General features: G+C 58.5%; 2 protein-coding genes and 1 pseudogene. All 3 read right to left on the bottom strand.

Annotation, left to right across the window (positions count from 1 at the left end; genetic code table 11):
* Positions 1-199: 199 nt before the first annotated feature.
* Positions 200-1,003 carry a sterol desaturase family protein gene (locus AruPA_RS21535; protein WP_265638778.1) on the bottom strand — a complete coding sequence of 268 codons (804 nt, stop codon included), beginning with the start codon at positions 1,001-1,003 and terminating at the stop codon, positions 200-202.
* A 90-nt stretch (positions 1,004-1,093) separates the two neighbouring features.
* Positions 1,094-1,882 carry a DUF642 domain-containing protein gene (locus tag AruPA_RS21530; protein WP_265638777.1) on the bottom strand — a complete coding sequence of 263 codons (789 nt, stop codon included), beginning with the start codon at positions 1,880-1,882 and terminating at the stop codon, positions 1,094-1,096.
* Between the two features lie 270 nt (positions 1,883-2,152).
* Positions 2,153-2,263 (bottom strand): annotated as a pseudogene (locus AruPA_RS21525) (IS5/IS1182 family transposase); the annotation flags it as partial.

The raw sequence follows: 2,263 nt of genomic DNA, 5'->3' as shown, positions 1-2,263 counted from the left end.
TCGAAGACGCTATCAAGCGCTACATCAAGGCGCACAACAAGAATTCCAAGCCATTCCTCTGGACCGCAACCCCAGCCTCAATCTTCGAAAAGCTCGCTCAAATCCCTGAACCATCCGAATGAGTCAGTGCACTAGACCACGGGCCGCTGCGTGGGAATGCCGATCGCGCGGGGCGTTTCACCCGTGCTGCGGCACGACCCTACTCGCGGACGGTCATGACGGTCGGCCCGCGCGGACCAAGCGGGCTCATCAACTGGCCACCAAACGTGGCCGGCATCTGCGTATCGATGCCGTATTCGGTCGGCCAGGCCTCCGGCAGATGAAACGTGCCGAACACGCGGTCGAGCACCGGCAGCATCGCGGCGTAGTTTCGGTCACGCCAGGCGTCGTTGGTATGATGCCACCGGTGAAAAAACGGCGTTGCAACAACCGACTCCAGAAAGCCGAACCGCCAACGCACATTGGCGTGCACGAAAAAGCCCCACATTGTCCCGATCACGACAACCACCGCCGGTAGCGCCGGCCCTTGCGCGAGCCCCAACGCGAATACCGGAACGAACCCGCACAGCCGGGTCAATACCATGTCGACCGGATGCGCCCGGGTATTGCTCAGAAAATCAACTTCCTCGGCACTATGGTGCACAGCATGAAACCGCCAGAGCAGCGGCACCTCGTGCGACCACCGATGCCCCCAGTAAAACCCCGTCTCGGCCAGCAGCACCGATAGGCCCAGCCGAACACCAACCGGAAGACCCGCAACCGCAGCCAGAAACCCACCGGGCATCAAATTATGAACAGCGGCCCCAAGCAATGAAAGCGGTACCGCGAGAACCACCCCGATCAATACGGAGTTCATCACGTAATACGCCAGGTCGATCGCAATCTGCTTGCGAAACACCCGCTGCGGCCGCACCGCGACCAACCGTTCGAGCGGCACGAAAATCGCCGCCAGCAACACGAGCCAGACCGTCAGCCGGAGCGCTTCAAAAATAAGTGCGTGCATTGCAAAACCCCCAAGCCCAAAGTGAAGCAACCGCCCGGGCCGTCAAGCCCGAGCGGTTGTATCCCCAGACGATGGTATCGTCGTCCAGACTCAGACCTGGTTTGATTTCCGCGCCGTACGCCGGCGGCGGATCACCAGACCGAGCCCGACCAGACCCGCACCAAGCAGCGCGAGCGAAGAGGGCTCCGGCACGGCCACTTGCTCCACCGAAACGCCATCGAGTAACGCCATCGGCGGGTAGCCGGACGGTGTGCCGACCGACAGGAACGACAGGGTCTCAGTGGCTGCGTTGGCGATGAAGTTTAACGACGCAGTCTGCCAACCGGTGAAACCCTCGCTCGCATTATTCAAAACATTGGTGTTCTGTGTCGAACTGCCGAACGAAACCGCCAGATACTCAGTCGTAGCGCCTGTACGGCTCTGAACCTGTGCGCCCGCCCAGTCGAACGACACGGTATAGGTGCTGCCGACCGTCAGACCCATAATTGCCTGGCTGATGCTGCTCTGTATGCCCGGCGTCTGATCGCCATCGAGACCGACAAAAGCGCCACCGTTTGGCGAGGTCATCGCGGACCAAAGCTTCTCCTTACCAGTATTGCTGGTAGACCCTTGACCATATTCCGAGAACGCATTTTCCGTGGTCGATGCCGTGGCGCTCGGAAACCAGATTTCATAGCCATTGTTGCCGGTCCAGCCCGTCACGAAATTCGTGGCGGAAAATCCATTCAGACTCCCCGTGCCGAACTGGGTGCTCGCCGTCACCGGGCCATTAGTCTGTTCAAACCCACCGTTCGTAACGAGATTGGCGCCTGCATGGGCAACCGCAGCAGAGCCCGCCGCCACCAGAGCACTCGCCAATAAGATCGTCGCAATACGCATTGTTAAGTCTCCATTGTCTTAGGACATCCGGACTGTTAGACGGACCCCGCCGACCCATTCCTCGCGTCCGCCACCACGGCAGACCGCTCTTTGAATGTCCAATTTTGTAGCGCTGAAATATAAGCAAACATCGTGCCAAAAAGTTTTGCCTTTCTGAATCAATAATTTATAAATAATTCGACTCCGAGGTGTAAAATTTTCCGACACATCAGACAGCACAACTGACCTATCCACTGGAACAAAACTGAGAGTCCATTTCGAATCGGTTCATCAACGTGCCAACCTTCGTAGCAGGATGACGCTGGACGCGGCGTAGAGGAAGGCTTCGACGCTCTCGATCGTGGCCTCGAAGTCCTTCGCGAGCCGCCGGTTTCGGTTGAT

The organism is Acidiphilium sp. PA (assembly GCF_026191915.1).
GTDB lineage: Bacteria > Pseudomonadota > Alphaproteobacteria > Acetobacterales > Acetobacteraceae > Acidiphilium.
Note: the sequence above shows the minus strand (reverse complement) of the source record. Positions and strands in the feature narration are given on the sequence as shown.

Coding starts and splice junctions, on each gene's coding strand:
- AruPA_RS21535 (WP_265638778.1), bottom strand. CDS start 1,003: ATGCACGCACTTATTTTTGAAGCGCTCCGGCTGACGGTCTGGCTCGTG.
- AruPA_RS21530 (WP_265638777.1), bottom strand. CDS start 1,882: ATGCGTATTGCGACGATCTTATTGGCGAGTGCTCTGGTGGCGGCGGGC.